This is a genomic window from Shewanella sp. WE21 (assembly GCF_002966515.1).
GTDB lineage: Bacteria > Pseudomonadota > Gammaproteobacteria > Enterobacterales > Shewanellaceae > Shewanella > Shewanella oncorhynchi.
In genome coordinates, this window is the sequence record NZ_CP023019.1 from 1,680,029 (window position 1) to 1,704,055 (window position 24,027).

Consider the following 24,027-nt stretch of genomic DNA (forward strand, 5'->3'; position numbering starts at 1 on the left):
CATTATGACGCTGTTACTTAAGAGTTTATTTTTTCCTGACCGACGAACCCTCATCTTCGCGATTAAAGGCGTGATTTCGATGACGCTCGCCTTATATGTGGCCATGTTCTTAAATTTAGAACGGCCATATTGGGCGCTGGTGTCGGCAGTATTTTTGCAAATTCGCCCCGAAAGTGGCCTCGTTATCGAAAAGGGCTTATGCCAAATTGGCGGCACCTTAGTCGGTGCGCTCGCGGGGATTGCCATACTCAACGGGTTTACGCCCTATCCCGAACTCGCCTTAGGATTACTCGCCTGCTGGATAGGGTTAAATTCTGGGTTGTCGGCCATGGTGCGCCAGCAAAACTTTGTCTATGCCTTTGCTATGGCGGGCATGACAGCCTGCTTGATAGTGCTCATTGTGATGGCGAGCCCGAGCACAGCCGATAGTGCAAAAATATTCGATGTGGCGCAGGCGAGGATCAGCGAAATTATCGTCGGCGCAATTTGTGCCGTCTTGGTCAGCTCGCTACTTTGGCCGAGCAAGGTAAAACAAGGTCTACAACTGCATGCTAAAAACACAATTAATCAAACGCTTAACTATCTTGCATTAGAACTAGATTTACAGGGCGTACATGCGAGCCGCCATGAACATATCGACACGATTATGGAGTCAGTATCGGCGCTGAGTGACGACTCCAGCGCGGTGATTTATGAAGGCCCCGAAGGACGCGGGCAGAGCCATGCGGCAAACTTTCTCTGCAATAAAACCCTTTCGCTGTTGGCGGCAATCCAAATATTTGGCCGATTACAACGTAATCACTCCCATCTGGTCAGCGAACCGCTCGCGAAAACCTTAGCCAATATGCGCAGCAGTTTTACCCTGATGGCACAATCCACTGATGACCAAGAATGCTACAAAATGGCGCGTACCCTAAGGTATCAACTCCAGCAAAACCTGATGCAATACCGCGACCGAACCCCATTAGAGACTCGCTTACTCAAAGTTGCGATGGAGTTAAGCGCCGATCTGATCATGGTGCTCAAGAGTTATAACGTGCTGACAAGCAATTCTGCGGTACAACTCAACGCGCCGCCAATGGAATTTCACCGAGATCCACTGATAGGGTTTACGACCGGTCTACGCAGCATGGCGGTATTTGTCATTGGGGCTTCGCTGTGGATCGGCACAGGGTCGAGTGCGGTACTCATGATGATCCTGATGCCTGTGGTCTTTTCCATCATGATGGCGCGCCAGCCACTGCCGATACTAACCACGATTTTGCGCCGTATTCTTGTCGGTATCACTATCGCTGTGCCCCTCACAGTGTTTTACGCTTTACCTTTGCTGGCAGAGAGTAGTGGCGATTTCGAAATCCTCATTTTAGTGCTCGCAGGCCCCTTTTTTATTGGACTACTCGCCTTAGCGAATCGACCGACCTTGCCCTATGGTCTCGGGATTTGCGTGCCGTTTGCGGTATTAGTACAGCCCAGTAATACCATTTCATTTGCGATAGAAAACACTGTCAGCAATGCCTTAGCGATTTTTGTTGGCGTCACTGTGCTGTATTGGTTGTTTAAATTGATTACCGAACCTAGCCAGCGTTTGATGCAATATCGTCTGCTGCAATCCATCCAAAAAGATCTAGTGCATATCGCGCAGCATAACGATCCTGAGCCTTGGTTTAACGCCCGCATGGGCGATCGACTGCTGCGGATAGCCAGTTACGAAAAAGGCTCGGGCAAGAGTTCGAGGGTATTTACCGATCTGGTGTTCACTGCACTTAATCTAGGCCATGTGTCGATTCGAATGCGACGCATGTTGCAGGGGATTTCAGATACGCACTCAGACTTAGGCTTAGAAAATGCACTCAACCTCTGGCAACACAATTTAGGTCAGGCATTTATCGCCTGCGCCCACGGCCAAGTCGCAGAAGAGTTTAACACCAGCAGCGAAGCCTTATTACAAGCGCTGGCGCAATGCCCGTTACCCCACGAACAATTCACTCTGATTACTGGGATGTTTGAACGCATCACCTTAACCTTCGAACGTACCGCCAACAGTATCGCCGAGCAGAAAAACACCTCAGCAAAATAGTCAGTTCTCAAACTATTTTCCGCCCCCAAAGCCACTCTCGTGCTGCCGCCAAAACCATTTAAATCCAATAGAAGCTTGATATTTGGCCGATAAAATGCCTTAATATAGTTAGATCACTAACTATATTGGTGATATAAATTCAATTATCAACCAAGGAGCAATTATGTCTACGGAGAACCCACCAGAGGAAAATCTTATCTCGCAAGTAGCAAGCTTTACCCGATTACACGCCAAGGAAACCGTGCAGTTTATGTGTTTATGCGCAATATTAAGCACCTATCTCTTTGTCATTTTGAAACCGAGTATTATTCAAAATAACAAAGCGTTAGGAGACAAATAACCCATGAATTACCTGGCTTACGTTTCCTTAGCAATTTACTTTATCGCCATGCTTGCTATTGGCTTATTCGCCTATAAAAAATCCACAAACGATGTATCCGGCTATATTTTGGGCGGCCGCAAGGTGAGCCCACAGGTCACCGCACTCTCAGCGGGTGCATCTGACATGAGTGGCTGGATGCTAATGGGTCTTCCCGGTGCAATGTTTTTGGTTGGTTTCGAAACCATTTACATCGCACTTGGACTATTAATTGGTGCTCTAATTAATTACTTGGTTGTTGCACCCAAATTAAGGGTCTATACCGAAGTCGCGGATAACGCCCTTACTATCCCGGAGTTTTTTGCTAAACGCTTCGGCAATGCCAACGGCAGTATCCGTATTATCTCGGCCGTGATCATTGTGATCTTCTTTACCTTGTATACCTCAGCGGGTTTAGTGGCTGGCGGTAAGTTATTTGAGTCAGCATTTGGCCTGAACTACAACATTGGTTTAGTCGTCACCCTCGGCGTAGTGGTTTCTTATACCTTGTTGGGCGGATTCTTAGCAGTGAGCCTCACTGACTTTGTCCAAGGCTGTATCATGTTTGTCGCTTTAATCTTAGTGCCCGTGGTGGCATATCAAGAGTTTACCAGCGCTGACACTATGCTGAACTTTGCGTATCAATCGATTCCACACTTCACCGATGCCATGCAGAACGTCACTATGTTAGGGCTTATCTCAAGCTTATCTTGGGGACTCGGTTACTTTGGCCAACCGCACATTATTGTGCGCTTTATGGCAATTCGTTCAGTCGCTGACATTAAAACCGCCAGACACATAGGTATGGGCTGGATGACAGTGACCATTGTGGGTGCACTGGCAACAGGTCTTGTCGGTATCGCTTACGCCAATAAATTTGGCATGAAGCTGACCGATCCTGAAACCATCTTTATCGTGTTTTCTGAGTTGTTGTTCCATCCGATCATTAGTGGCTTCTTATTAGCCGCAATTCTGGCCGCGATCATGAGCACCATTTCATCGCAACTATTAGTGTCATCAAGCTCGCTAACGGAAGATATCTATCGCGTGCTGTCGAAGAAAGAATCTAGCGAAAAAGACATGGTGAAAATGGGACGTTTTGGCGTAGCAGGCGTGGCAATTGTCGCAAGTCTACTGGCGCTTGACCGCTCTAGCAGTGTGCTGTCATTGGTGAGTAATGCATGGGCAGGATTCGGTGCCGCCTTCGGTCCGTTAGTCTTGTTTAGCTTGTATAAAGCTAACCTAACCCACAAAGCCGCGATTGCCGGCATAGTGTCAGGCGCAGCCACAGTGCTGTTTTGGATTTATGCACCAGTACTTGCTGACGGTAAAGCTTTAACCACAGTGGTGTATGAGATGATCCCCGGCTTTGCCGTGAGCAGTGTGGTGATTTGGATAGTCTCGTTACTCGATACTGATCCCTGTGCCAAAACCACTAAATTATTCCATAAGGCTGGCCGTGTTTTAGCCGAAGACAGATGAGGCGCGCAGGTATGACTGACTTACCCTGGAAACGCATTGTCGTTAAGGTAGGTAGTGCCCTGATTGCTCCACACAAACAAGGTTGCAGCAGCCACTACTTACTCGGCATTGCCCAATTTATTACTTATTGTCGTGCCCAAGGGATCCAAGTTGTCTTGGTCTCTTCGGGCTCAGTCGCTGCAGGATGGCATCACTTTGGCGAGGTTGATAAACCGAGCGTCACAGTGAAGAAAGCCATGGCTGCAGCGGGCCAGGCCGATATGATGGCCACATGGAACAAGTTATTTGATTTCCCAACCGCACAGCTACTGTTAACCCACGGTGATTTACGCAATCGAGATCGTTACATCAGTATTAAAGACACGATTTTCAGCCTACTCGAACATGGGCTATTGCCTATCATCAACGAGAACGATGCCGTCACCGCCGACAAACTCAAAGTTGGCGATAACGATAATCTCTCGGCCATGGTCGCCGCGGCGGCCGATGCCGATACGCTGATTATCTGTTCGGATGTGAATGGGCTTTACACGCAAAACCCCCATGAATATCCCGATGCACAGCTTATCAAGCAGGTGACCGAGATTAATGCCGAGATCTACGCCATGGCAGGCGGCGCCAGCAGTGCCGTCGGTACGGGGGGAATGCGGACTAAGATACAAGCCGCCAAGAAGGCGATTTCCCACGGGATCGAAACCTTTATTATCAATGGTTTTGATGCCGACTCATTCAACCAATTGTTGAAGGGCCAAAACCCAGGAACCTTATTTACCCCCGATGAAAAGCCAATGCAGGATCACTTGCACTGGATGACACATACCTCGCAGGCTCAAGGCGAAGTCATTGTTGAAAATGACTTTAATATCGCCCTTGATATCCATAGCGAGCAATTGACCAGTGACGATGTCGTTGCCATCAATGGGGACTTTTCTGTCGGTGACACCATTTTAGTACGCAAAGACGATGGCACTAAATTGGCCAAGGCCAAATCCAATTACAGCAGTTGTTTGCTTAGCTTTATTACGGACCAAGACGATCGCGAGTTTGCCAGTGAATTTCAGCAAAAGACTGGACCGATTATTTCCGAGAAAAACATCGCCATTCTCGAATAAGCATCAGCCGAATAAAACTAAGCGAGTAAACATCTAAGCGGAGTAAATATGACTTTAATCAAAAATTTATCTCAAGAAGCTGCCAAAGCGGCTCTGATCCTCGCCCAAGTTGACGAACAGCTTAAAAATACTGTACTCCTCGATATGGCACGCTCATTACGCGAAAAGTCCTATGAAATCCAAAGCGCAAATTTAATCGACTTACACAGAGCGACCGCCGATAACGTCGGCCCTGCCATGCTCGACCGATTAACGCTAACGCCAGAGCGTATCGAAGCTATGGCGGTAGGCATTGAAACCATCGTCGCCTTACCCGATCCCATTGGCAACGAACGCTATATTGGTCAACGACCTAATGGTTTATCCATCAGTAAGATGCGCGTTCCATTGGGCGTGGTTTGTATGATTTATGAAGCGCGCCCCAATGTCACCGCCGATGCTGGTGCCCTGTGCTTTAAATCCGGCAATGCCGTGATTTTGCGCGGTGGTAAAGAGGCGCTACACAGCAGTAAAATTATCGCCACTATTTTGCAAAGCGTATTGAAACAATACGGTTTGCCCGAGGCGTTAATCACAGTGGTGCCAGACCCAGATCGCGCCCTCATGCTAGAACTGCTGCAGCAACGAGATTATATCGATGTGATCATTCCCCGCGGCGGCGAAGGCTTGATTAACTTTGTGACTGACAACAGTAAAATCCCAGTGATCCAGCATTTTAAAGGCGTGTGTCATTTATACGTCGATAAAGATGCCGATCTGGATATTGCTATGGACTTACTGCTCAACGGTAAAACCCAGCGCACTGGCGTATGTAATGCCCTCGAAGCCCTATTAGTACACCAAGAAATTGCCTCGCAATTCTTGCCTAAAGTAGCCAAAGCGCTGGCCGAGCATAAGGTTAAAATCAACGCTTGTACTCAAGCAGGTGGCTACTTCGAAAACTGTACGTATATGGAAGAAGACGATTTCGGCCAAGAGTATTTAGATCTCGAAATTGCCATTCGCCAAGTCGATCACTTTGACCATGCTATCCAACATATTGCCCGTTTTGGTAGCCAGCACACCGAAGTGATTTGCACCGAAAACGAAGTCACTGCCGCACACTTCCAACGTGCGGTCGATGCTTCTGTGGTAATGGTCAATGCCTCTTCGCGCTTCTCCGACGGCAGCGAACTCGGCCTTGGAGCAGAAATCGGCATCGCGACCTCTAAGCTACATGCCTATGGCCCAATGGGACTCGAATCCTTGACCGCTGAGAAGTATTTAGTCTCAGGCACAGGCCAAGTGCGGGCATAAACCTAAGGTGTAAATCACACTTTTAGGCTTAACAAGTCCGTTGGATTTCGATTCAATTGTAAAGATTAAAGGCCACAGTCAGTAACGACTGTGGCCTTTTTGTTGGCTAAATTGACTCAAACCACAACAGCCTGAGTTCCCAGTCAATGCCCTGAAACCGAGTTATAGTAAGGCATGCGCTAAAAGTGCAGATCCCACTGCGACGGCTTATCACAGCTCGCTGACAAGCTATTCGCCAATAAGTTACAACCCAGCTTAAACAATTTACACATTGAGCATATTGCATTTATTTTCAACAAACCTATCATGCGATCGATTCTCATTTGCACCTAAACACTTTATTTGCGCTCAGGATCACCAATCATCATTTAATCTGAAATCGCCTGAAAGGATTGAAATACCATGCCTCCCCTATCTGTTTTAACGTCTTGGCGCTCGCCATTGATCCCTGTACTTCTCAGCACACTTACTCTGACGGTTCAAGCCAATGCTGACCCTAAGCAAGATGAGAAAAAAGATACAGAACAGATAGAAAGATTGAACGTGGTAGGAACATACACCCGCGCGGCAATGAATAGCGCCACGGGTTTGTCTATGTCACTCAAAGAAACCCCACAAAGCGTCACTTTGATTACCGAAGAAATGATCAGTGACAAAGGTTTGGTCACTATGGAGTCAGTGTTAAATCACACTCCTGGCGTCACTATGGTGGGCGATGCCTCTGAAAATAGTCAGATATTCGTGCGCGGCTATGCACTCGACAGTGGGGTCCAAATTGACGGCTTAATCACGACCTCTTCATCCCATGTTTACAGCGGCTCAATTGATCAAGGTTTAGACCCTGTGATTGCCGAACGGGTTGAAGTATTAAAAGGTGCGGCTGGGATCTTAAGTGGTTTAGGTGAACCTTCTGCCACGGTTAATTTTATTCGTAAACGCCCAACGGATGACACCCGTGCCACGGCAAGTGCAAGTTATGGCTCATGGAATACCTATAGACTTGAGGCCGATGTTTCTGGCTGGCTAACGGATTCGGGCAATGTGAAAGGTCGATTCGTCAGTGCGGTGAAGAAAGGCGATTCTTTTATCGATCGCTATCAGCGCGATACCACAGTGCTCTATGGCGTAGTTGAAACGAGTCTAAGTACCGATACTAGCTTGTCGCTGTTTGCGGACTATCAAAAATCACAAACCGACGGTGTGTATAACTGGAACTCTAATCCCGCATTTTATACCGATGGCACAGCTGTCGATTTTGGCCGCAGCTACTCTAGCTCACAGGACTGGACCCATTGGGACGTGACCCAAAAGAGTCTCATGGCCGAATTTAAACATAGATTCGATAACGACTGGTCACTCGTCAGTGCCTATCGTATCGCCAACGCCACCATAGACGCATTGGCCTTTTACCCTGGCGATTATATCATCAAATCAACCGGCGAATTTGTTGGCCCTTGGGGCAATACCTATGCAGCCCAACATGATCGTGAATCCGATACCAACAGTTTCAACCTGTATGCAACGGGTAACTTCGACTTACTCGGCCGTGAACATAGCGCTGTGATCGGTTTTAACTATGGTGACAACGAGTTCGATAACATCAACACGAACTCCGCCCCCCAACGTCGCTATAACGTCGCGGATCAGGGCAATTACCCCAAGCCTAATATTCCTAATTCACCCACCAATGGCCAAACCAATGAGCAAAGCCAATCGGGTGTTTACGGCACTGTCCGTGTCAATCTGTTGGATTCACTGAAATTAATGGTCGGTGGACGCGTAAGTAACTGGTCCTATGAAAAGCATGATCTCGTGGGTAACAGCACAGATGCAACCATGGAAAAAACCGGTATTTTCATCCCCTACTACGGCCTAGTCTACGATGTGACCGAGCAGATCGCTGTCTACGCTAGCCGTACTGAAATCTTCAAACCTGGCACCTATTTTGGTGAAGATGGCCAACTGCTCGAACCTGCAGAAGGCACAAACGTCGAAGGCGGCGTCAAGGTCGCGCTGTTCGATGACACGCTAAACATGTCAGCCGCCGTCTACGAAACCAATAAAGACAACGAACCCGAATATGCAGGGAAAGGTCAGCTACCTTCCGGTGACTCTATCTACGAAAGTGTGGATGGGATTACCACCAAAGGCTATGAGTTAGAAATAGCCGGACGTCTTACCGACTTATGGGATATCAGCGGTGGTTATACCCACAACAATGCAGAAGATAAAGATGGCCTACGTCGTCAAACTTATCTGCCCGAAGATATCTTCAAACTCACCACTAAATATAACTTTGAAGATATTCTGCCGGGCATTACTGCAGGTGCGAGCTGGCGCTGGCAGAGCAGCACCTTCTATCAAGGCACTATTTGGGGTGTCGATGGCGCGCCGAATGTGGCTTACCGCCAAACACAATCCGCCTACTCACTCGTTGACTTAATGTTTGGCTACCAAATCACACCATCTATTTCTATGCAATTGAACATTAACAATATTTTCGACAAGAACTACAACCGTTCACTCTGGGGTTACGCCGACTTTGGCGAGCCACGTAATGCCACACTGTCACTACGTTGGACGCTCTAAAACATAGCCCTAACCAGAAATAACATTAAGGATGATCAAATGAAACAAGCACTTGTAATACTCACTTTACTCGGCGGTATCGCTTTTTCGGCTCAAGCACATGAAGTATGGCTTGAGCGTAATAACGATGGTTCGGTTAAAGTGCAATTTGGCGAACCGGGTTCAGAGCAGGCTTCGGCAGAAGAGTTAGCATCGTTAAGCGCGGCGCGTATTTTCGCCGCCAATGCCAAGACACCGTTAACCGCCACAGCACAGGCCGATCATCTACTGGTCAAAACCCAAGATAGCAAGAGTGACATCAGTTTCTATGCCGATACTGCGTGGCAACCATGGAAAACCGAGACCGGATTGCAGGCCGCAATACTCTATGCCCGCACGGGACAAGAACACACAAAAGCGCTGCAAGATTTTGAATTTACGCCAGTAAAGTCAGGCGTTCCCGAGTTTGTGCTTAGCTATAAAGGCGCGCCACTGGTGAATCATCCAGTGCAAGTGTATCGCCCCGGTTTTTGGAGCAAGTCTTTCACCACCGATGCCCAAGGTAAATTCGCCCTCGATACCCCAGATGCGGGCCGCTACTTACTCGTCAGTAATCACACCACAGAAGGTAAACAAACACTCGCAGGCAACGAGGTTGATAGCGTTTTACACATCACCACCACGAGTTTTATCACTCAGTAATAATCTTAATATTGAGATGGAGTTAACGTGCGTTATTTAATGATAGGTTTATACATGCTGTGTTCTGCAGTCCACGCAAGCACAGCACCTGTAACAGTCGCCTTGCCCCAAACAGGCAGTACCAATGAACTTTTGCCACTCAGTGGCTCCATTAAATCCGCACGGGTAGCCCGCTTATCTGCACGTACCGATGGCCTAGTCGCCAAAGTGCTGGTCGATGCGGGCTCGCAAGTCCGCGCTGGCCAGCCTCTACTCGCACTCGATGACACCTTAGCCATACACCAATTAGCACAGCGTCAGGCCGATGTAATGGCCGCTAAGACCATGCTGGCAGAAAAACAGCGACTCCTCACCGAAGCGCAAACACTCAGTTCTCAGCAATTATTCCCCGAAACTGAGCGCGCGATTCGCCAAGCGGCGTTAACCGAAGCCGAAGCTAATCTGCAGAGTTTAACGGCGGCATTAGCACACCAAAAAGAGGTGGTCGCCCGCCACCAACTGATCGCGCCGTTTGCGGGAGTGATTTCAAGCAAACAAACTGAAACTGGTGAATGGGTCAATGTCGGCACTGAAATCTTCACCTTAGTATCCCAAGAACAGCTCTGGCTCGATATTCAAGTCCCACAGGAAATGTTCCAAAACATAGCCACTGCAACTCAAGTCGATATTGCCGCAGATATGCTGCCTGAACAGCAGTTTATCGGCCATGTGAATGCACTCGTCCCCGTGAGCGACCACAATGCTCGCAGCTTCTTGGTGCGCTTAACCATTCCTGATGCGAGTGGACTTTTGATGCCCGGCACATCGGCCACTGCGACCTTCCACTTACAGCGGGCGCAACACAGTGTTGTCGTGCCGCAAGATGCGCTAGTCCGTCACCCGGACGGCCAGTTCAGTGTCTTTACCGTGCAAAACAACATAGCCCAACGGCATACCGTTCAAGTGGGCCACACGAGCGCCATCGGGATTGAAATCCTTAGCCCATTACCTAAAGACGCGCCCGTAGTGATCCGCGGTAACGAAAGCCTACAAGACCAACAGCCAGTCTCTGTACTCAACTCTGCAGTAGGAGGTTAGTGGGATGCTGAAGTTTGGAATTAAACATGGCACCTTACTGTCGGTCATCGTCTTGATATTTTGCGTATTGGGCACGGCTGCAGCACTGCGTATCCCAATCCAAATGATCCCCGACTTAGATGTGCGCACCATCAGCGTGGCCACAGGTTGGCCGGGAGCGACACCGCAAGACGTCGAAAAAGAAATTCTGCTTGAGCAGGAACGCTACCTGCGCACCCTGCCCAACTTACAACGCATGACCTCTTGGGCCGATACGGGTTCGGCATGGATAGAACTCGAATTCCCCCAAAGCACTGAGATAAGCGACGCGCTTATTCGTGTTAGCAATGCGCTCAGCCAAGTATCGTCCTACCCTGAAAACGTCGATCAACCAAGGCTTTACAGCAGTTCATATTCAGACAACGCTTTCATGTATTTCCGCCTCGTGCCTGTCGCGGGGAACCCGCTGAATCTAGACATAGACATGATGCGCGATTTCGCTAACGACTTTATTCGCCCACAAATGGAGCGCGTCAAAGGCGTTTCCTCCGTCACTATTCAAGGCGGCGCTGAACGGCAAATTCAAATACGGCTCGATCCCGCCAAACTCGCCCAACGTGGCATCAGCATTATGGACGTGCGCCAAGCCATTCGAGATCGCAACAAGGACACTTCTGCGGGCGATATCGACAGTGGTAAAAAACGTTATTTACTGCGGGTAATTGGCCGTTTTGAGGATTTAAATCAACTTAAGCAACTGATTTTAAAACGCCAAGGTAATACGAATATTCTGCTGCAAGACGTTGCCGAGATAAAACTCGACCACGCCGAGATCCGAGAACTGTCCTTTGCCGAACAAGAACGTACCCTCAGCTTAGCGGTCAAACGGGATGTCGGTTCTAACGTTATCGCCATCAAAGATGCCATGATGCCCGTGATAGCGCAGATCAATCAAAATCAACTCGCCCAGCACGCCATGCAGTTAGAGTTATTCAGTGATGATGTGCGCTATGTGCAAGATTCAGTTGAAAATGTCTGGGTGAATTTAGGTCTAGGTGCCTTACTGGCAACCTTGGTCATGTACCTCTTCTTGCGCTCGAATCGAGCCACCCTGATTGGTGTTATCGGTATTCCGCTGTGTACCTTAGCCGCCTTCGTCGGGCTGCTGGTGTTTGATCGCACCATTAATGTCATTTCATTGGCGGGTGTTGCCTTTGCCATAGGCATGACGGTCGATAACAGCATTGTGGTGCTCGAAAGCATTGAACAAGCGCGCAGACGCGGATTAGATCGTCTCGAAGCAGCCATAAGTGGTATCTACGATGTGTGGCCTGCGGTACTGGCCTCGACGCTCACCACAGTACTAGTGTTTGTACCCATTCTATTTATCAAACAAGAAGCGGGACAACTGTACTCGGATATCGCGATTGCCATCGCTTCATCCATTATCGCTTCTATGCTGGTCGCGGTGTTCATCGTACCCGCCGCTATTGCCCGTTTTGGTTTCGGTAAGATGCACTCGGCGCAGACAAACCAAAGTGAGCCCCCCAAAGCATCACGCATATTGAGCTTAGTCAGCCAACTTGTACTGTCGGCAAGACGCCGCACCTTTGTGATTGTGCTGTCACTCGTCTCGACGATCGGGCTTGCGGCTTGGCTGATGCCTCCGGCCGAATATTTACCCGAAGGCGAAGAACCAAAAGCCTTTACTTCTATGGTCGCGCCGCCGGGTTACAACCTATCGGAAATGGCTAAAATTGCAGAAGAATTAACGACTCAGCTATCCGCGAGAGTCAATGCCGAGGTGGCATCCTTTGAACGTGGTGAGCAAAAGATCCCGCCGCTAAAATACTATACCCTCAGCGTGGGTGTCGGCAGTATTTGGGTGATGAGCGAACCCGTTCGCAGCCAAGATATGGATGCCATGATGAGCTCACTCACCGCCTTGTTTGAGCAATATCCTGGCATGCGCGCCTATTCATCGCGGGGTTCCATAATTTCCAGCAACGATGGTGGCACCCGCGCTGTCGCCTTGGATATTTCTGGCCCGAATCAAGCCAGCCTCTATCGTGCTGCAGAAGCGGCGTATCAAGCGGCGGAAAAAGTATTTGCCGAACCGCAGCTGTATTCTGACCCATCGACCTTGTCGCTAGACCAACCGCTGTGGCAGATCTCCCCTCGCTGGCAACGTCTTGTAGAACAAGATTTCAGCGGCAGCGAGTTTGGCTATGCGGTTTCGGCACTGAGCGATGGCGCCTATGTCGACGAGTTTTTCCTCAATGATAACAAGGTGGATATCTTTCTATTTAGTCTGGCAGGCAATCAACAGAGTCTGTCGCAATTAGCGCTCGCTCCGATAGTCACGCCTAAGGGCAATGTACTGCCACTGCAAGCCTTGGCCGACATTAGCGAGCAGATGGATAGCGACAGTTTACGCCGCGTCGATGGCCGCAGAACCGTGACTCTTTACATCATTCCGCCGCGTTCCATTGCGTTAGAAACCGCGGTAGCTAAGGTGCGGGAAGAATTAGTCCCCATCCTCTATCAACAGGGTGCTGTCGGCAAAGATGTCAGTTTGGACATTTCGGGCGCAGCCGATCAGCTCGAAGCGACAAAAGCGGCACTCTCCAGCAATTTTCTGGTCGCCGTGTTGATCATCTATTTGTTATTAGTGGCGATTTTTAATCACTGGGGTTATCCGTTATTTGTGCTGATCACTATCCCGCTCGGACTCGCTGGCGGGTTAGTCGGCTTACAAGCGCTTAATTATACTGGCAGCTTATTTGCGTATCTTGGCGGCCAAGGTTGGCACCAACCCTTTGATATGATTACTATGCTTGGATTTCTAATCCTATTAGGCACAGTCGTTAACAACCCGATTTTGATCGTGGAACAGAGCCGTAAAAACCTGCAATCGAGTCAGTTTAGTGTCGTTGATGCCGTCAAATCTGCCGTCGCCAGTCGATTACGACCAATTCTAATGTCTACCGCGACGACCTTGTTTGGCTTATTGCCGTTGGTGTTATTCCCCGGTGCTGGCAGCGAACTCTACCGCGGCGTTGGCATAGTGGTATTGGCAGGCCTTATCGTGGCAACGCTACTCAGCTTAACCTTTTTACCCGCCCTGTTAATCTCTGTGCTATCCCGCACCCACAAGACAAATTCAGCAGAAGTGGCACACCATCATGACTGAAAAAACCAACATGACTCCACCGTTAACACAAAGACTGATGCGCTGGAAAACGTCAGCCATCTGGAGCGATAGCCTGCACATAGGTAATCGCTGTCTCGCAGCAACCTTTGGTGGCTATTTGTTAAGTGCAGTCGCGACTATTTTGCTCGCGCAAATCCTGCCGTTATCTCAGGTTGATCGGGTGTTAACCGCCATGATGCTGTCATTTACTGTGTACACCTGCGCAGTGATTTGGGTGTTCAGCGTTAAATCAACATGGCGATACTGGCTGGATTTATTCGCGCTTAGCGGTCTGCTGTATTTAGCTTACCTCGCCGCTAAAGCGTTTGATGCAACAAGTGCTCAAGGGAGTGGATTATGAAAGACTCCTTTTTTCGTTCAATGACTTGGCTACACACTTGGGTTGGATTGCTCACCTGCTGGGTGTTGTTTCTGGTTTTTTTCGCCGGAACAGCGGCCTATTACCGTGCTGAAATCAACCTGTGGATGCAACCCGAAAACCACGGCAGCCAATATGATGCCAATGCGGATAATCAACAATTGATACTCAAGGGCCTCACGTCCTTAGCACAACAAGCGCCTGACGCTGAGTCGTGGTGGATTTACTTACCCACACAACGGGTGCCATTACTGACCTATGCATGGAGCGATCCCGCCGCTGAAGGCCAGCGATTTGGTGATTATCATCAAGGCTTTATTAACCCTGCAACAGGTGAAGCCTTACCTGAAGCACGGGAAAGCCGAGGGGGCGACTTTCTCTATCGACTGCATTTCGACTTGTACTACATGAGTGTGCTCACGGCGCGTTGGATTGTCGGCTTTTGCACTATGTTCATGTTGGTCGCCATCATCAGCGGGATAGTGATCCACAAACGTATTTTTAAGGATTTTTTTAGTTTTCGCTCCGGAAAAGGCCCGCGCTCTTGGTTAGATGCCCATGTCGCCAGCTCAGTTCTCGCATTACCCTTTCATCTTATGATCACTTATACCGGCCTAGTGACTTTGATGTTTATGTATATGCCATGGGGACTTAACACACAATATGGTGATGAAACTCAAGCCTTTTATTCGCAATGGAAACCCATTTACCAAACTCCCGCCGCCACTGGCACGCCAGCCACTATGCTCGATAGTCAGAGTTTACTCAGTGCGATTCACAGTGTCGTGGGTGAGTCGCCACTTGAAGGCTTGCAGTTTGATAATCTCAACGACAGCAATGCCAGCGTAACAGTCAAAATCGCCCCTGAGCACAGCTTAAATCAGCAAGCGCCTTGGTATCACTTGTCTACTGTGACAGGTGCTGTGTTGGCGCAGTCGGCTGTGACTTCGGGAGCGAATCAAACCCAAAGTGCCATGATAGCCCTGCACAGTGGTCGCTTTGCTGGCCAAGGCCTACGTTTACTGTATTTACTGGCGGGATTAACGGGCTGCGTGATGATCGCCAGCGGCGTGATTATGTGGGCCGATAAACTGGCACAAAAGCAACTTAAAAAAGATAAGAATCATAGCGGGCTCACGCTAGTGAACATGTTGAATCTCGCCACCTTTGCTGGCCTGCCCATTGCGCTAGCCTGTTATTTTTATGCCAATCGACTCTTACCCGTCACCTTTGCAGATAGAGAGAACTGGGAAATCCATTGTTTCTTTATCAGTTGGGCGTTAGTCGCACTGCTCGCTTGTTTCAAACGAGATAAACAAACATGGCAACGACTCTTTTTACTCACATCCTTGCTTTATGGCCTGCTACCTCTGCTCAACGCCATGACTTCGCAGTATCAACTGATAAGCAATCTACAGCGCCAAGCCTATGTTCTCGCAGGATTTGATCTCATGATGCTCGCACTTGCAGCGCTGTTTTACATGGCAGCCAAACGCTTGCGTAGCCCTAAAAAAGTGCTGGCTACACGGGTAACCAAAGCGACGGCAGAATTAGGAGTTGAATCATGACAGCCACAGTCGAATTATTAACCTGTTTTATCGCCATGGGGCTGTTGGCCTTGTCTTATTTTAGCCACCACCGCGCCGTGCGTAACCGCCCGTTAACCGATGCACAGGCACGCGGATTTCGCACCGCTGGTACTGCAACGCTCGTCCTGTGCTATTGGCTTGCCAGTCGTCATTACGGCCCAGCGTACGCCAGCGTATTATTGCTCGGCTGGGTATGTTTGAGTTCGATAATCCTAGTGATTTTACTCAGTTACAAACCACGCTGGTTACAGCCCATATTACCCGCCAGCACCGTAGTGTGTTTGCTCGGTTTGCTGTATTAAGTCACCATACCAAGCGCCGAATAACGTCAATCATGATCGAGGTTGGAAAGGTAGGAGATAGGTTTAGCTTGATAAAAAATCGCTGAGTGTGATGTGAAGCGGATAGCCAAACTATAATTCGATAGAATTATAGTGAAAATGCTTAAGCACTCGCATTCCAGTGACTCGCCGTGAATATATCCCTATAGGCTCGACGGCGGCATCCATGCCGCCAACGGTCACTTACATGCAAGTACTTAATCTCGACAACTCAATGCAAACCTTAAGTACGCTCTTTCAAGTTTTACAAATAGACCTAGATAATGAAGTAAAGCCCCTTACAAAGGCTTCAAATAAACCGAAAGTACCCAAGCAACTTGGTTTTTATATAAAAAAACCTTCCAGTCACCACTGGTAGTAATAACTTCAATACGCTCTCCTTTTAAAAGTGAGCCGAGTAGATATCCATTACGATTAGGCTTATCTCTAACATTGAGCTTATCTACTGTAACTTCAAATACTTGTATATTCTCAGATGTAGGTTCGCTGGTACCTTTAACCCCAGAGGATTGGATATTATTTGCTCCGTACAATGTAGACGATTTATAGCTCTGACTTGATGTTCCAACATGACAAGTTTTATTCCACGAAATGCATGAATTACCACATGGTTGGCCTTTCTTACAGTTTTTAGCATAAGTAACTGATGTCAAATTACTCATTAAAAATACTAGCACTAGCACCCATAGCCTATTCATATTTAGTTCCTTTAATGTTCTTACCTAACACCCAAAAGACATGACAAGCAAATCTCTTCGGGCCTAAATTTCATACCTGATGCCGCAGAATACTATTCCCCTCGGAGTTGCCGCAGGGCGAATGGTAAATTCGCGTGAGTCTCGCCATGGATGGCGAGCTAGCTTTCGCAGGTGCATGGACGCATCCTTCGGAAGCGATAGCAAATTTGCCAATGAGCACAAGGAGCTTTCAACTCCGTTGGGGGCGTCATGGAGCATCCAAGGAGGATAGGACGAGCAGTCCTCCTTGGTCGGGTGTGGGGTGAAGCCCCACGACTTTCTCGGCTGTAAGCCCGCAAAACTCAACGTAAATCAAATAGTGATTTACGTTGCCCCATCACACTGTGATTTACCTGCTTGATAGCAACTTGGTTGACGTGGGCATACGGCGCCGCGAGAGCAAATAAGGCGGGCATCGTTTTTGATCCCGCGTTCTATCCAGTTGATATTGAGGATTTTTGCGACGCTCACCAGATCGCTTTTAATGTGTTTGGGAATAGTGACTGAACCGCCGCTGGCGACACAGGCATCTTTCAGGTCGTGGGCGATTGAGAGAGCATCTTTACCCTGTGCTTCAATCGCTGGATTTAAATCTATGCCAGCACAGAGCACATGCGGGTTGCCCGCCGAATCTTCGACTTTAATCGACTCGCAGCAGTAAATGCGTGGTTCGTTGCCGACGTTTAAAATCGAAATCTGTGCCGAAGTACCGACCGTCGGCTCACTGATCATCCTAAAGACGGCCCAATGCTGACAAGGGTCTTCCACTAGTCGCATATTGCCCCAAGGCAGTGGAATACCGTTACCACGGTAAACGGCTTTGAGTTTGCCCGGAGCGTAAGCGTCGAAATAATGCCAATGGGGATAAGGAGAGACGACAGTCATACGCCGCATGGCGACTGAGGCTGACACTTGCAGTTGCTTGTGTACCTCAATCTCATAGCCGTGGCGGTCGAGTAATTGGCGATAAGGCACTTTAGGACACAGCAGTGCACCGGCGAAGAAGCTCGATTCAAAATCGCGCCACGCATGCAAGATATCCTGCGCATTCAAGGTATTGGACTGCATACCCGCCTCTTCATCCACTTCTAATTTGCGGCCTGAGATCATCACACTCTTGAGGCCGTCCTTGTTGTGCAACACGCAATGACCTATGTGCACGGCTAAATCATATTTGAGTCTGTTGGGGCGATTTTTGAGGATTTTATTTACATAAATCGTGCTCGGCGGCTCAATAAATGAGGTGACCAACTGACGCGAACTCACGCCCATTTCATCGATAACTTCCTGTGGCGTACTGTCTATCCACTTGATTTTTAATCCCATTCCCTTAGCAATATCCAGCATATCGTCCAGAGATAAGGGCATACGTTTGAGGCCGACTTCTTCGGCGGCACGTTCAAGATCGGGGAAATGATTTTGATGGTGTTCTTGATGGGCGCGGATCAATAAATGGGCAAACTGCCGACCAGAGATCCCTGTCTGCGACAGCATCTCAGGTATCGCTATTTGTAAAATATCATTGGAAAACAAAAAGCTGGGTTCGAGTGCCATACCGCTTATGCCACCACGTCGGCCCTTGTCTGGCGTAATGGCGTTTTCTTCGGGCACATCGTCTAAGAACCATTCGGCGTCTTTTTGAAAAACCGCGGCGATGACTGCCAGCATTCCGGCACTCGGCACACGCTTGCCACGTTCGATCATCGACAAATATGACACAGAGGGCGCACTTCCGGCGTCGACTCGAATGCATCGTGCCGACAAATCTTCCATAGTTAAATTATTACGTTTCCGTAGGTTACGTATTTTTGTGCCTAGGAAATGTGATTTTCTCATCAAGCTCTGGTCATTGCGCATTTTGTAAAATTCACAGTGTAAAATTTTTATTGTGAAATTGTAGTCAAAAAAAGACTAGACTACAAATCAAGCAATCAAGGAAAGGCTAATGCGAACAAGCTAAGCCATTCCAGTACAAGAAATGCTCAACCACTCACACTTAAAGTGGCTAAGCACTCAAAGCGGACAAACCAAATTGAAGACAAACTTTGATAAGCCAAAAGTTAAATCAAAACCCTGAATTTTTTTAAATTGAAAGAGTGAGAGGAACAAGCGATGAATATGTCAATTATCAAGAGCAACCAGATCCAACCGAATCTAAACAGCCTCATCGCAGAAGAAGTGCTAGCCGTGGCCCAAGTGAATGTCGCCGAGCACGAGAAGATCGCTAATGCGAAACAATTCCTCGACCGCCTCTTTCCACTTAACTCTGGTTCACACCAAGATGTGAGCAGCTATGTGGTTTACTACCAACACCTGTTGGCCTTTTTTGCCGACGGCAGCCACAGTGGTTTACGTCAGCCAAAACAGTTTGTGGCCTTTAACGGCACTAAAGATGCGCCTTGCGCCATAGTGTTACAGGACCTAGGTTGCCACGTTGAACTCAGTTTCGACCGCAGTGGCATGATAGGTGCGAGAGACGTTGCCAATCTGGAAGATATCCAAATCGGAACGTCATTAAACATGGTAGTCGGAACACCAGAGTCACGTTCTGCCGCATCGCGCCATTGGCTCAGCCTATTACATGCGGGTATGTCCAGCGCCAACGACACCCAAGATAAGTTGTTTACTGCAAAGGATGGCAGCGATTACAACTTGAAAAGTATCGTAAATTTATAATTTCACGCTTTGTAACCTCGCCATTTATTATCTAGCCCAAAAGATGAACTGAGCTCAGTTCATCTTCTTCAATTTACCCTCCTACTTTGCACAATCCTCTGAGAGTCAATAAAACTGATTAACTAGATAAGTTTAATTGATTTTATTGAGGCTCATACACACAGCTATAATGCCCTCTTGCATCTGTCTCCATGATCAATCCAATTGATCGCCATTTTGTATCCGTCGCTTAATGTGAAGATCTGTGGTTGGAACGATAAACCGAATCGCTCGAGCCTAAGGCGTTATGAATTCTTCATCGACATCACAGCAAGATAATAAGACTCATCGCATCGTTTTCATCTGTGCGGGTTTGTTATGCCTCGCGCCTTTTATCTCATCGCCCATGGCGCTAGTGCTCGGTTTTACCTTAGCCAGCCTTGGTTGGGTGCCAGTGCAATGGAATATCGCCGCACTCACCAAAAAACTCCTGTCTTATTCGATCATTGGCTTAGGGTTTGGGATTAACTTAAACGCGGCGATCGAGGCGAGCACCCACAACTTCGGCCTGATTGTTGGCTCAATCTTTTTCACCCTCAGCTTAGGGTTTATGCTCACCCGCGCCCTGAAATTTGATCATGTCACGGGCCACTTAATCGCCTCTGGTACCGCTATTTGCGGTGGCAGCGCCATTGCCGCAGTCGCTCCGGCCATCAATGCGCGTAACGATCAAACCGCCACTGCATTAGCCTGCGTATTTGTGCTCAATTCAGTCGCGCTATTTTTATTCCCTGCACTCGGCCACTTGCTCAATATGAGCCAATACGATTTTGGCGTGTGGAGTGCCATCGCCATCCACGATACTTCGTCGGTTGTTGGCGCGGCTTCGGCCTACGGCGATGAAGCCTTAAAAACCGCAACCACTATAAAACTCGCCCGTGCCCTGTGGATTATCCCGATCGCATTAGTCAGCGCTATATTGTTTGGTGGCGATAAGCGCAAGCTTAACCTGCCGTATTTTATCGGTTTTTATTGTTTAGCCATTGCCGTAGCCCATTGGTTGCCACAATTCCACGCTGTTTATGACACCTTATTTATGGTGTCGAAACGGGCATTAGTCCTGTGTTTGTTTTTGATTGGTGCAGGAATTACAGTGCAGAAAATGCGGGCGAGTGGCCCCAAACCTTTGTTGCTTGGGGTGATGCTGTGGGCAGCGATTGGTATCACGTCTTTAGTGTATATTCTTTATTTTCAATAGCTAAGATTTAACTCAAAGCCAATCTACTCTGCTGTCGGCTTCATTCGCCAAGCCCAGTAGAGGACGCCAACAAAGGCGGAGAATTCGATAAGTGAGCGCACGAGTCCTGTGGTTTGCGTCGAAGCGACCAAGGCAATCAGGCAAAACACGATAATCAGCCAGTTTTTCAATTGCATCTTCCTGCAAACTTAGGGGATGCTCATTATTGTTTAGAACTAAAACCTCAGCAAATATCAATTTTCAATAACAAATAGCTATAACAGCTAAGCCAATCCAGCGTTGATTAAGCAGCCTTAGGGCTTGATGCCGCTTCATTCGCAGCAAGATCTTGATTATGTTCTTGAATAAAATCTTCCATAAACCAAGCGCAAAAAGTATGGCGTCCATCGACTGCCGCTTTACCGTAAATGGTCGATGCCTGTTGTCTGACGGTTTTTTCTTTCGTCTGGCGCACTTCGGCAATTTCTTTAAAGCTTAAGCCCTTAAGTAATAAAAATGCCACTTGCTGCTCACTCTTAGTAAAGCCCCAAGTCTCGAATTGCTGCGACACCGCTTGGCTATATTCTTGTCTGGCAGAGCGCATTTGCGTCGACATATTGTCGATTTTTTTATCCGCATGCTCCAACCGTTTAGCCAACGCTTTCACTTCGCGGGAGCGACGAATAAGGTCATAACTTAAGTACATGGCACCAATCACAGTGAGCACTAATAACATGGCTTCCTGCGCAATATGCCATTGGGGAATGCCCAATTGAATGTCGGAAGTGATGTCAAAAAGCTTAAAGCATATGATCAAGGCCAACAGACCAATAATGACAAGATCCTTCATCGAAAAACTCCTAAATAAAAGCAAAATCAAATAATTAATTTATGGGACATATGTACCATAGACGGTTTTATGATACATGTCCCCCACGACTTTCGCCCACTAATCCCTACACTGACAGCACACTTTATTACCATAGAATCGTCCTATGTCTGTCAGTACGTCTTGTATCAAGTTATGTCTGTTGGCGACCTTAGTCAGCAGCAGTTTCCTGTGCCACGCCGCGCATTCCGAGCTATCTCAAGCACTCACCACCAGCCAAGCAAGATTACATTCTCTATCTCAATCAGGCGGCCAGTTACCGCAATCACAAATAAGCTTAAGCAGCTCATCTTGGCTCAATGGCCTGCCGAGCATTAGCTTGAGTCACTTAGGTAGCCTAGATAATGGTAACAGCTACGAGCAGGAACTCTCACTCAATTTGCCAATAAAATCCCCTGCTTTGCACAGCAGCGATAAGCAAATTAAACAACTCGCCCAAGGCATTCAGGTGCAACAAGCCGCGCTGCAAGGCCTGTATTTATCGGGATTATTGCGACAAAGCCTGTGGGAACATCGCCTTGCCGCAGTAAAACTGGCCCAATTAGATCGCAAGAGCCAATTACTCGACAAACTCCATCATCAGCAAAAGCAACTCACAGATGCGGGCGAACTGCCGATTGCCCACATTCTCTTTTTAGAACGCGAACTGGTGGATATTGCACTGGAGCGGGTCGATCTTAATCAGCAACAGGCCGAGGCGCGTGCCCTCTATCAACAACTCACCGGACAAGAGCAAATACCGCAGAACATAGCCGAAACCGCGCGGCCACTTTCTGCCAACAACCAACCCAATGACATGCTCGCGCAGCATCCATTATGGCAACTATTGAGCCTGCAGAAGCAGCAACAGCTGTTGATCATCCAGAGTCAGCAAGCAGGGAATAACGATCCTTGGGCAGTCTCACTCACGGCCAAAAATACCGCCGATAATCAAGTCGATGATCAACAGCTTGGCATCGCCGTTTCTGTACCACTGACCTTAGGTTCTGCCCTATCACAAACCGAATTATCCCAATGGCAACAAGCCAATACCGAGCACACGCTCAACCTCGACCGTACCTATATCGAGCTAAAAACTCAGCTTAAAAAGCTAGAGCAACAGCAACAAAACTTACTCGACCAACAGACATTGCTAACCCAAGCCTTACACCTTAGCCGCACCATCACTGAAGAGCTGGCCAAGGTCAAAGACCAAAATCAAGTTAGCTACGAAGTCTGGCTGCGCCGCTATATGGATGCCCTCGATACCGAATCCCGCTTAGCACTGAACCAAGTCGCGCAGCAACAACTGCACTCCCAACAACTGCAAGCCTTAGGAATTTCATTATGATGGCCAAGTACGGCGCATGCCTTTTCTGTTTATCCGCCAGTGTTGCCACTTTAGTGCAGGCTGAATCCTTAACGATAAGCTCCCTCGGTAATTTAGACCTGAGCTACGTACAACCACAGAAAGTCGCCAGTTATGAGGGCAGCCCGTTGCCCGCACAGGTTGAAATCCTCCCCGGTAACGATTATTGGATCAGCACGCCGGAGAATATCCAGCAGATCAGCTTTCTTGTCGGCCAAGGCCAGCTCGTCACTAAAGGCCAAGCGATTGTCAAACTGACTGGGCCAGAAGTGTTCCACTACCTCGCCCAAGTCGAAGCTGCTGGCAGCTTATATCAACTGGCAAAGAGCCGTTATGAGCGCAATAAACCCTTATTAAACAATGGCAGTATCAGCGCAGAAAAATGGCAAGAGATCAGCCAAGACTACTTCAGCACTCACCTCGAATACGAGCACATGCAGCATTTTATGGAGATAGTCAAAAGCACAGATGCCACCACAGACTCCCTAGTGGTAGGCACGCCAGTGGCGGGGATCGTTAAACTCAACCAAGTGAATGGGCCTTATATGGCGGGTTCACAGTTATTTTCACTGGTGCCCAGCGACAGCATTCGCGTCAAGGTCAGTGTGCCAATGAGTCAGTCGCACTCACTTTCGGCGGTGAATATCAATCAGTGCCATATCGCCATTGAGTCCGTGTCGGCCATCGCCGAAGGTGCGTTTGTGACCGCTTGGTCATCACCCGTACCGCAGGAGTGTAACTTACTGTTAGGACAACAGATCACTGTGATACCCGAGTATCAAAAGGCGGTGTATTTATTGCCTAAAAATAGCGTATTCAGTTGGGAGCAAGACAGCCAAGTCTTCACTAAAACCGCCGACACGCTCACCTCGATTACAATCAATATTCTTGGCTCAACCCCAGAGCAATATATCGTTGAAAGCGATCAAGAACTCAGCCAAATCCAAGTGTTATCCCAGTCAGTTGCTGCAGTCAAAGGCATAATGCTTGGCTTAGGAGGCGAATAAG

The 24,027-nt window shown here is 48.3% G+C and carries 20 protein-coding genes; 16 read left to right on the top strand and 4 right to left on the bottom strand.

Annotation, left to right across the window (positions count from 1 at the left end; genetic code table 11):
* The first annotated feature begins 4 nt into the window (after nucleotides 1-4).
* The 12 genes from CKQ84_RS07205 (at nucleotide 5) to CKQ84_RS07255 (ending at nucleotide 16,114) form a co-directional block, all read left to right on the top strand.
* Nucleotides 5-2,077 (top strand): FUSC family protein, encoded by a 2,073-nt coding sequence (locus CKQ84_RS07205; protein WP_105250712.1) that lies wholly within the window; start codon nucleotides 5-7, stop codon nucleotides 2,075-2,077.
* A 163-nt stretch (nucleotides 2,078-2,240) separates the two neighbouring features.
* Entirely contained in the window at nucleotides 2,241-2,417 is a 177-nt protein-coding gene (locus CKQ84_RS23855; RefSeq protein ID WP_173913165.1) for a hypothetical protein, read from the top strand.
* 3 nt (nucleotides 2,418-2,420) lie between these two features.
* Complete coding sequence (gene putP, locus CKQ84_RS07210) at nucleotides 2,421-3,917, top strand: sodium/proline symporter PutP (RefSeq protein WP_105250713.1); 1,497 nt, start codon at nucleotides 2,421-2,423, stop codon at nucleotides 3,915-3,917.
* 11 nt (nucleotides 3,918-3,928) lie between these two features.
* Nucleotides 3,929-5,029 (top strand): glutamate 5-kinase, encoded by a 1,101-nt coding sequence (gene proB, locus CKQ84_RS07215; RefSeq protein ID WP_105250714.1) that lies wholly within the window; start codon nucleotides 3,929-3,931, stop codon nucleotides 5,027-5,029.
* Between the two features lie 48 nt (nucleotides 5,030-5,077).
* Nucleotides 5,078-6,325, top strand: coding sequence for a glutamate-5-semialdehyde dehydrogenase (locus CKQ84_RS07220; RefSeq protein ID WP_105250715.1), 1,248 nt, complete (start codon nucleotides 5,078-5,080; stop codon nucleotides 6,323-6,325).
* 402 nt (nucleotides 6,326-6,727) lie between these two features.
* Nucleotides 6,728-8,914 (top strand): TonB-dependent siderophore receptor, encoded by a 2,187-nt coding sequence (locus CKQ84_RS07225; protein ID WP_105250716.1) that lies wholly within the window; start codon nucleotides 6,728-6,730, stop codon nucleotides 8,912-8,914.
* 39 nt (nucleotides 8,915-8,953) lie between these two features.
* Entirely contained in the window at nucleotides 8,954-9,595 is a 642-nt protein-coding gene (locus CKQ84_RS07230; RefSeq protein WP_105250717.1) for a nickel transporter, read from the top strand.
* A gap of 27 nt (nucleotides 9,596-9,622) precedes the next feature.
* Nucleotides 9,623-10,672, top strand: coding sequence for an efflux RND transporter periplasmic adaptor subunit (locus CKQ84_RS07235; protein ID WP_105250718.1), 1,050 nt, complete (start codon nucleotides 9,623-9,625; stop codon nucleotides 10,670-10,672).
* 4 nt (nucleotides 10,673-10,676) lie between these two features.
* Nucleotides 10,677-13,844, top strand: a complete 3,168-nt coding sequence (locus CKQ84_RS07240; protein ID WP_105250719.1) for an efflux RND transporter permease subunit — start codon at nucleotides 10,677-10,679, stop codon at nucleotides 13,842-13,844.
* On the top strand, nucleotides 13,837-14,205 hold the full coding sequence (locus tag CKQ84_RS07245; RefSeq protein WP_105250720.1) for a hypothetical protein: 369 nt from the start codon (nucleotides 13,837-13,839) through the stop codon (nucleotides 14,203-14,205). Before CKQ84_RS07240 ends, CKQ84_RS07245 begins: the two co-directional genes overlap by 8 nt.
* Nucleotides 14,202-15,791 carry a PepSY domain-containing protein gene (locus tag CKQ84_RS07250; RefSeq protein ID WP_105250721.1) on the top strand — a complete coding sequence of 530 codons (1,590 nt, stop codon included), beginning with the start codon at nucleotides 14,202-14,204 and terminating at the stop codon, nucleotides 15,789-15,791. Before CKQ84_RS07245 ends, CKQ84_RS07250 begins: the two co-directional genes overlap by 4 nt.
* Entirely contained in the window at nucleotides 15,788-16,114 is a 327-nt protein-coding gene (locus CKQ84_RS07255; protein WP_012090624.1) for a DUF3325 domain-containing protein, read from the top strand. Before CKQ84_RS07250 ends, CKQ84_RS07255 begins: the two co-directional genes overlap by 4 nt.
* Before the next feature lie 317 nt (nucleotides 16,115-16,431).
* Here CKQ84_RS07255 and CKQ84_RS07265 read toward each other — a convergent pair whose 3' ends face one another.
* Together CKQ84_RS07265 and CKQ84_RS07270 are read right to left on the bottom strand one after the other, a co-directional pair.
* Nucleotides 16,432-16,851: an SH3 domain-containing protein gene (locus CKQ84_RS07265; protein WP_105250723.1), complete on the bottom strand. Its 420-nt coding sequence runs from the start codon at nucleotides 16,849-16,851 to the stop codon at nucleotides 16,432-16,434.
* A 363-nt stretch (nucleotides 16,852-17,214) separates the two neighbouring features.
* Nucleotides 17,215-18,747 carry a DUF3612 domain-containing protein gene (locus CKQ84_RS07270; RefSeq protein ID WP_105250724.1) on the bottom strand — a complete coding sequence of 511 codons (1,533 nt, stop codon included), beginning with the start codon at nucleotides 18,745-18,747 and terminating at the stop codon, nucleotides 17,215-17,217.
* A 255-nt stretch (nucleotides 18,748-19,002) separates the two neighbouring features.
* Here CKQ84_RS07270 and CKQ84_RS07275 point away from each other — a divergent pair, with 255 nt between their 5' ends.
* Nucleotides 19,003-19,566 carry a malate synthase gene (locus CKQ84_RS07275; protein WP_011845404.1) on the top strand — a complete coding sequence of 188 codons (564 nt, stop codon included), beginning with the start codon at nucleotides 19,003-19,005 and terminating at the stop codon, nucleotides 19,564-19,566.
* A 286-nt stretch (nucleotides 19,567-19,852) separates the two neighbouring features.
* Nucleotides 19,853-20,803 carry a YeiH family protein gene (locus CKQ84_RS07280; protein ID WP_105250725.1) on the top strand — a complete coding sequence of 317 codons (951 nt, stop codon included), beginning with the start codon at nucleotides 19,853-19,855 and terminating at the stop codon, nucleotides 20,801-20,803.
* Between the two features lie 23 nt (nucleotides 20,804-20,826).
* Here CKQ84_RS07280 and CKQ84_RS07285 read toward each other — a convergent pair whose 3' ends face one another.
* Nucleotides 20,827-20,973 (bottom strand): hypothetical protein, encoded by a 147-nt coding sequence (locus tag CKQ84_RS07285; protein WP_105253023.1) that lies wholly within the window; start codon nucleotides 20,971-20,973, stop codon nucleotides 20,827-20,829.
* 113 nt (nucleotides 20,974-21,086) lie between these two features.
* Nucleotides 21,087-21,632: a LuxR C-terminal-related transcriptional regulator gene (locus CKQ84_RS07290; protein ID WP_105250726.1), complete on the bottom strand. Its 546-nt coding sequence runs from the start codon at nucleotides 21,630-21,632 to the stop codon at nucleotides 21,087-21,089.
* A gap of 145 nt (nucleotides 21,633-21,777) precedes the next feature.
* Here CKQ84_RS07290 and CKQ84_RS07295 point away from each other — a divergent pair, with 145 nt between their 5' ends.
* Together CKQ84_RS07295 and CKQ84_RS07300 are read left to right on the top strand one after the other, a co-directional pair.
* Entirely contained in the window at nucleotides 21,778-23,001 is a 1,224-nt protein-coding gene (locus CKQ84_RS07295; protein WP_105250727.1) for a metal transporter, read from the top strand.
* The gene (locus tag CKQ84_RS07300; RefSeq protein WP_105250728.1) at nucleotides 22,998-24,026 is read left to right on the top strand and encodes a membrane fusion-like protein; all 1,029 of its coding nucleotides are present in this window, start codon (nucleotides 22,998-23,000) and stop codon (nucleotides 24,024-24,026) included. Before CKQ84_RS07295 ends, CKQ84_RS07300 begins: the two co-directional genes overlap by 4 nt.
* Nucleotide 24,027: the final 1 nt, after the last annotated feature.

Excerpts from the sequence above, each read along its gene's own strand:
- proB (WP_105250714.1), top strand. The coding sequence starts at position 3,929 with ATGACTGACTTACCCTGGAAACGCATTGTCGTTAAGGTAGGTAGTGCC.
- CKQ84_RS07240 (WP_105250719.1), top strand. The coding sequence starts at position 10,677 with ATGCTGAAGTTTGGAATTAAACATGGCACCTTACTGTCGGTCATCGTC.
- CKQ84_RS07255 (WP_012090624.1), top strand. The coding sequence starts at position 15,788 with ATGACAGCCACAGTCGAATTATTAACCTGTTTTATCGCCATGGGGCTG.
- putP (WP_105250713.1), top strand. The coding sequence starts at position 2,421 with ATGAATTACCTGGCTTACGTTTCCTTAGCAATTTACTTTATCGCCATG.
- CKQ84_RS07300 (WP_105250728.1), top strand. The coding sequence starts at position 22,998 with ATGATGGCCAAGTACGGCGCATGCCTTTTCTGTTTATCCGCCAGTGTT.
- CKQ84_RS07280 (WP_105250725.1), top strand. The coding sequence starts at position 19,853 with ATGAATTCTTCATCGACATCACAGCAAGATAATAAGACTCATCGCATC.
- CKQ84_RS07250 (WP_105250721.1), top strand. The coding sequence starts at position 14,202 with ATGAAAGACTCCTTTTTTCGTTCAATGACTTGGCTACACACTTGGGTT.
- CKQ84_RS07220 (WP_105250715.1), top strand. The coding sequence starts at position 5,078 with ATGACTTTAATCAAAAATTTATCTCAAGAAGCTGCCAAAGCGGCTCTG.
- CKQ84_RS07205 (WP_105250712.1), top strand. The coding sequence starts at position 5 with ATGACGCTGTTACTTAAGAGTTTATTTTTTCCTGACCGACGAACCCTC.
- CKQ84_RS23855 (WP_173913165.1), top strand. The coding sequence starts at position 2,241 with ATGTCTACGGAGAACCCACCAGAGGAAAATCTTATCTCGCAAGTAGCA.
- CKQ84_RS07230 (WP_105250717.1), top strand. The coding sequence starts at position 8,954 with ATGAAACAAGCACTTGTAATACTCACTTTACTCGGCGGTATCGCTTTT.
- CKQ84_RS07295 (WP_105250727.1), top strand. The coding sequence starts at position 21,778 with ATGTCTGTCAGTACGTCTTGTATCAAGTTATGTCTGTTGGCGACCTTA.
- CKQ84_RS07290 (WP_105250726.1), bottom strand. The coding sequence starts at position 21,632 with ATGAAGGATCTTGTCATTATTGGTCTGTTGGCCTTGATCATATGCTTT.
- CKQ84_RS07275 (WP_011845404.1), top strand. The coding sequence starts at position 19,003 with ATGAATATGTCAATTATCAAGAGCAACCAGATCCAACCGAATCTAAAC.
- CKQ84_RS07225 (WP_105250716.1), top strand. The coding sequence starts at position 6,728 with ATGCCTCCCCTATCTGTTTTAACGTCTTGGCGCTCGCCATTGATCCCT.
- CKQ84_RS07270 (WP_105250724.1), bottom strand. The coding sequence starts at position 18,747 with ATGCGCAATGACCAGAGCTTGATGAGAAAATCACATTTCCTAGGCACA.
- CKQ84_RS07265 (WP_105250723.1), bottom strand. The coding sequence starts at position 16,851 with ATGAATAGGCTATGGGTGCTAGTGCTAGTATTTTTAATGAGTAATTTG.
- CKQ84_RS07245 (WP_105250720.1), top strand. The coding sequence starts at position 13,837 with ATGACTGAAAAAACCAACATGACTCCACCGTTAACACAAAGACTGATG.